The sequence below is a fragment of the Butyrivibrio sp. VCD2006 genome, from assembly GCF_000423925.1.
GTDB lineage: Bacteria > Bacillota > Clostridia > Lachnospirales > Lachnospiraceae > Butyrivibrio.
The window spans coordinates 205823-211671 of the sequence record NZ_KE384105.1 but is presented as its reverse complement, the minus strand read 5'-3'; the positions used below and the strand labels follow the sequence as shown (position 1 = coordinate 211671).

The 5849-nt window shown below is 42.6% G+C and carries 2 protein-coding genes; both read left to right on the top strand.

Features of this window, described 5'->3' with window-relative positions:
- The first annotated feature begins 112 nt into the window (after positions 1 to 112).
- Positions 113 to 2206, top strand: a complete 2094-nt coding sequence (locus G586_RS0117905; RefSeq protein WP_155834268.1) for a hypothetical protein — start codon at positions 113 to 115, stop codon at positions 2204 to 2206.
- 188 nt (positions 2207 to 2394) lie between these two features.
- Positions 2395 to 5849 (top strand): hypothetical protein (locus G586_RS27680; protein WP_442852458.1); only part of this gene is annotated, 3455 nt, incomplete at its 3' end.

The window sequence follows — 5849 nt, the reverse complement described above, 5'->3', positions numbered from 1 at the left end:
AATTGGAGCAGTGAAATAGAGAAAATACAAATTTTCACTGCCGGGAAACAAAATTGGAGCAGTGAAACAAGAGAAAACTAAAATTTCACTGCCTAAGGAACGGATGGAGCATATGAAAATAAAACAGACAGGACAAGTAACAGCGATAATTCTGGCACTTTCATTGAGCATGCTTACAGCTTGCGGAAAAGATGGCACAAGCGGCGTAGGAAGTAATTCCACAAGTGAAGTAGATTCACAGAATTCTAATGGAATGTCATCAGATAAAGGCAACGCTGATGCCAATGATGATAACAATAGTGGAAGTGAAAACGCCGGGAATAGCAATAACGAAAATGACGGAAATAGCAGCGATAACACGGGAAATAGCAGCGATAACACCGGGAATAGTGACTCTGCAAATGAAGAAAATAGCGAGACAGGCAACTCAGAAGAACCTCGCGCACAGCTCACGAAATCCCTCCTTTCTTCCAACACTGATATCTGCTCTTTCATAGCGGGAGAATGGACCTTCGTGAACAGTAAGGATGGTGAAGAATATGGAACCATGACCTTTAAAGAGGATGGTTCCTGTACCTTCACACGACTTGAAGACGGCGCGTCCTGCGACGGAGAAATAAAGTTTGAGAAGACCTTCGAGGACGATAAGAATCCTAATGCATATACTCTTAAGTTGACTTCGCTGGAGGATTTTTTGCCCAAGTCAGAAGATGCATATGTTACTTCAGAAGCGGAAACCAGCGGTATATTCCACATAGGAATAGGCAAAGATAAGGATTATCTCTATCTTTCCGAGGAAGGAAACGGAGATACTTGGATATCCCTTGGTGTTTTCAGTTCTTATAATCCGGACACTTTTGATAACTACCAGACGGACTGGGAATTTGTCAGGAAAAACGGAGAACATTCATCAGACATAGCCAATCAGCCCCTGGAAAACCAGGAATTCTACGCCTTCGCATGGGCAAGAGAAGATAACGGCAATATCCTTCTCCAGAAAATGGTTCCGGATGAATTCGAGACCTACGAGGAGTATACGGACAGAGCTTTCACGGCTGCCTATTTTACTGAGGATGAGGATCTGACAGTTAGCAGCTATGAACCAGGTGACGGCGTACAAACAGATAAGCTCCTCTATGAGGACAGATTTTCTGCTACCTGCCCGCTTTACATCTATAACGTGAAAACCGATTCATCAGGGAAAATAGCAGAGATCAAAGAGGTTGATGATGCCTTTTACGGAATGTACGATCTGGGCAATTTAGAGCCTGTAATCAAGTTCGAAGGGGATACTTTTTATTACAATAACAGCACCTTTAAGCTCTCGGAATTTGCCCCGGCGGCGACAGCAATCATGGATTGCCGGAGGGTCGGTGACTTTATTGTGCTCGATTGCCATGTGAATCCGCACTATGGACTTTACGTCTTTTACAACATTTATATGAACGATTTTGTCTACAGCATAATGGGTGCCAATCTTATATGGCAGGACGATGATCTCTCCACTGCTGTCTATTCAAGGTACAACGAGATTTACGATTTCTGGGGGAATCTAATCGGAAGCGTGCAGGAAGGAGAGGTGTTTGGCCTTAGCTTTGCAGGCGATGACAAGGTAGGAGCGGAGTGCTGGAAAATCGAAGGCGAAGAGGAGAGTACTTTTACTGAGGAATTCGAATACGAGCCTGTGGATCATGAGCTGTTTAGCTACCTTAGATATCACTTTTCCAGTAAGCCAAGCAGATGGGAGGCCTTTGTATCAGAGGCTCCGGAAAATGCAGCCGCATTTGTAATAGAGAACGGGCCGGAAGAGATATCCGACCTCTTGGGACCTGCCGTATTTTATGAGGATGGAGCCCAGGAGCACATCACAGTGATTTCGATTATTAAAAGTGCAAAAGTGTTCATTGAGCCCGCCGTGGCAAACGATGTAGCAAGCGAAAACGATGCAACAAGCGAGAACGATGTAATAAGCAAGAATGATACAACAAGCGGGCATAATCCTGATAACTCCTCAGACGGAAAGCACCTAAGTGAAATAGTAGAGATGACCAAGGGACAAAAGCAGCAGTTTGTGGTTTCCATAGCCGAGGTGATGGCAAATGACAACCTTATTATCGAATCTGACGATGGAAGAAAAGCCGTCTGGCCTATAGAGCTTATCAGCGGAAGAGTGCCCAAGAGATCAACTTTTGCAGTATTTGAATAGCATTAAGTTCAAAATTCCATTTTGGGAAATAACTTCTAAAATTCCATTTTGAGAAACAACCTTCAAAATGGAAATTTTTTTGAAAATTACCCCCAAATGGCGGTAGTGGAATTTCTAAAAATTTCTTACAATATATGGACAAAAATATGAAAGTCAATTTCATACAAAGGAAAAGGGGGCTGCATTTTATGAATCGAAAACGACAATTAACGACAATTCTACCATTTCTATTGGCAATCGCGTTTTTTATAACGTTATTGCCTTCTGCTGCTTTATCTGCAAAGGCAGCAGATATTCCGAAACCGCGAGTGAATGCTTCAAATAAAATTATATCTTTTACATTGCTTAGTCCTGCAGAGGGACTAACGCCTGAGGATGTTTGCATTCCTGAATACACAAATACTACGCTGGTTAATGGCAGACGCTATGATATTTATAGCGTTTATCAGTTCTTTGAAAATACTTCTACCGGGGAAAAGCTTAATAAAGACGATAAGTTTGTGCCTGGGCAAAAATATAGATTCACAATAATCGCAAAAGCATATGGCAAGTATCAGTCTGAGTGGGATAATTTCAAGGATTGGAAATTTAATCAAATAACTAAATCAGAAAGAGATGATGCGGTTTTAAAGGATTGTGAAACTACCATTGATACTGATAATGCCACAATTACTATGACTGGGTATATACAGTATGTAAATCACAACAAGGGAACCTTAACAATTGACCTGACAACGGGGAGCCAGGACTTTACAACTGAAGAACAGACCATCTTTTATATGACACTTAACTATATGAAGTATTTGGGTTCAGTGCCTGATTATATTACCGGGAAAAATTCCGATGGGACTTTCCTGGATCTGGATAAGGACGGATACTATGATGTATACATATCCGATTATTATAAGAAATTCTATGTTTTGAAACAAAGCAGTATAAAAGGGGAAAGCAGATCAGTATTTCTTGATGGTGATGCAGCCATCTTGTTAGCCGAGGATGAATCAGAGTCTGATTTTTATGAGACACTAACATTTGCGTTTCCTGATGATCCTGACTCTGTAGGGACAATTGCATCAAAATTACCGCCTAATCCACTGATCAATCGTAATAAAGGGGTACTTAATATTGACCTCACTAAAGGGAGCTTTAAGCCTTCTGATGAAGAGGAGAATTGCCTTTCTAAGACTTTTGACTATATAAATCATACAAAGGCTAATCCGGAATATGATGTGGAAACATTGATCGGTATAACCTTTTATGATTTTGATCGTGATGGTACCTATGATGTTTATTTTGATGAAGAGGATGGATGTTATTGGGTTTTACAGGGCAGCAGTATAAAGGGAAGTTCCTGGAAGGTTTCGCTGGATGACTATATTATCGGCGATAAAGAGCATGATGCTTCAGCTTCGGATTTTTATGAGGGCTTTAATGTTGTATTTCCTACTAATCCTGAAACAGTTGGAAAAACTCCCGACAATATGCCTCGTACAGATTTCTGCGCAGGTGATCTGTTAGTTGATATTTCCTATGGAAGTATGCAAATAGAAAATGAGCTGATAAATGCGTTTACAAATACTGTAGGCGTAAGGAGTGACAAGATTTCAATTAAAGATGTGGCCCCTGGATTATTAGAACTGGATCTGGATAAGGATGGCAATTATGATGTTCAGTTTAACTATGGTGTTTTCCATCCACTTAAGACAAACAGTTTAGACCGTTCGGTAACATTTGAGCTTACTGATGAGGAAGCTGCGATGTTACAATCCACCAAAAGCCTTTTCTACAAGAAGATAACATTTATATTACCTAAGCCCGGAACTGTTTCATACAATAAAGGAAGAAAGATATTCCAGCTTGAAAATTATACCGATAAGATTGTGCTTAAAGATGAAGACGCCGATGCATTTGGATACACTATGTTTTTCGGACTGAGTAATTTTGAGAAAAAAATTGACTTCAATAGAGTATATGTGGGAGAATATGAGTTTGATCTTGACAAGGATGGCAACTACGACATTCTGGTATCGCAAAAAGATTCGCCAAGATCTATGGGAATAACTGTCCTTGACACCTGTTCTATTGAAGGCGAAGTTGAATTTGAACTGAATGGACGCACAATAGCTGAGCTTGAATCTCAAAATTATAGATATTTTGAGAAGATTACATTTTCATTACCACGCGTGGATGTATGCCTTGGAGAGCTTGTTATTGACATTACTTATGGGATGAAGAGACTCACCAAGTCCTCAGAAATAGCTGCGTTTTATAATACAGAAAACGCTTTAGAATCTGATAATGTCATTCTTTTCAATCCTGATGCTCCTTTTATGGATGCTGAGATTGATATTGATAAGGATGGCACCTACGATGTTTTTCATAACTATTCAGGTGATGTGATATTCCGTGCACTCGCCACAAATAGCGTAAGCGGCGGTATAACTCTTGAAATAAGCGATAAAGCTGCAAGCGAATTTAAAAGTGTTAAGAAGCCATATTATAGCAAGATTACCTTTAAAATGCCACAGCCCGGGACAATATCTTATAACTATGGCAAAGAGGGAGTTAATCTTACCGGGAAAAAGTGTGAACTGACAGATACTTCTGCTTTTGTAGCTTACATTACTATAATGGATGGCTTTATAGATATTGATAAGAGCATTGTTCTTCTGGATACAAAACCTGACGCCAGAGGCTTTGATCAGTATTATATTGATATAGATAAAAACGGTAGTGCGGATATCAGGGTAACTAAGTATGATCTCTTTAAAACCACTATAGAGGTTCTCGATACCTGTTCTGTTAAAGAAAACAAGGAGATAGAGCTAAGCTCCACTGCAAAGGCAAAGTTAGAAGCTGGAAAAGACTACTATTTTGAAAAGATAGAGTTTGGTTTTGCAAGTATACCGGAGGAACCGGAGCCGGGAGATCCGACAGAACCCGGCACACCAACAGATCCGAGTGAACCCACAGAACCCGGCACACCGACAGATCCGAGTGATCCCACAGAACCCGGCACACCGACAGATCCGAGTGATCCCACAGAACCCGGCACACCAACAGATCCGAGTGATCCCACAGAACCCGGCACACCAACAGATCCGAGTGATCCCACAGAACCCGGCACACCAACGGACCCGAGTACACCGACAGATCCCAGTACGCCAACGGATCCCAGTACTCCCACAGACCCGAGTACACCAACGGATCCCAGCACACCCACAGACCCGAGTGATCCCACAGAACCCGGCACACCAACAGATCCGAGTGATCCCACAGAACCCGGCACACCAACGGACCCGAGTACACCGACAGATCCCAGTACGCCAACGGATCCCAGTACTCCCACAGACCCGAGTACACCAACGGATCCCAGCACACCCACAGACCCGAGTGATCCCACAGAACCCGGCACACCAACAGATCCGAGTGATCCCACAGAACCCGGCACACCAACGGACCCGAGTACACCGACAGATCCCAGTACGCCAACGGATCCCAGTACTCCCACAGACCCGAGTACACCAACGGATCCCAGCACACCCACAGACCCGAGTGATCCCACAGAACCCGGCACACCAACAGATCCGAGTGATCCCACAGAACCCGGCACACCAACGGACCCGAGTACACCGACAGATCC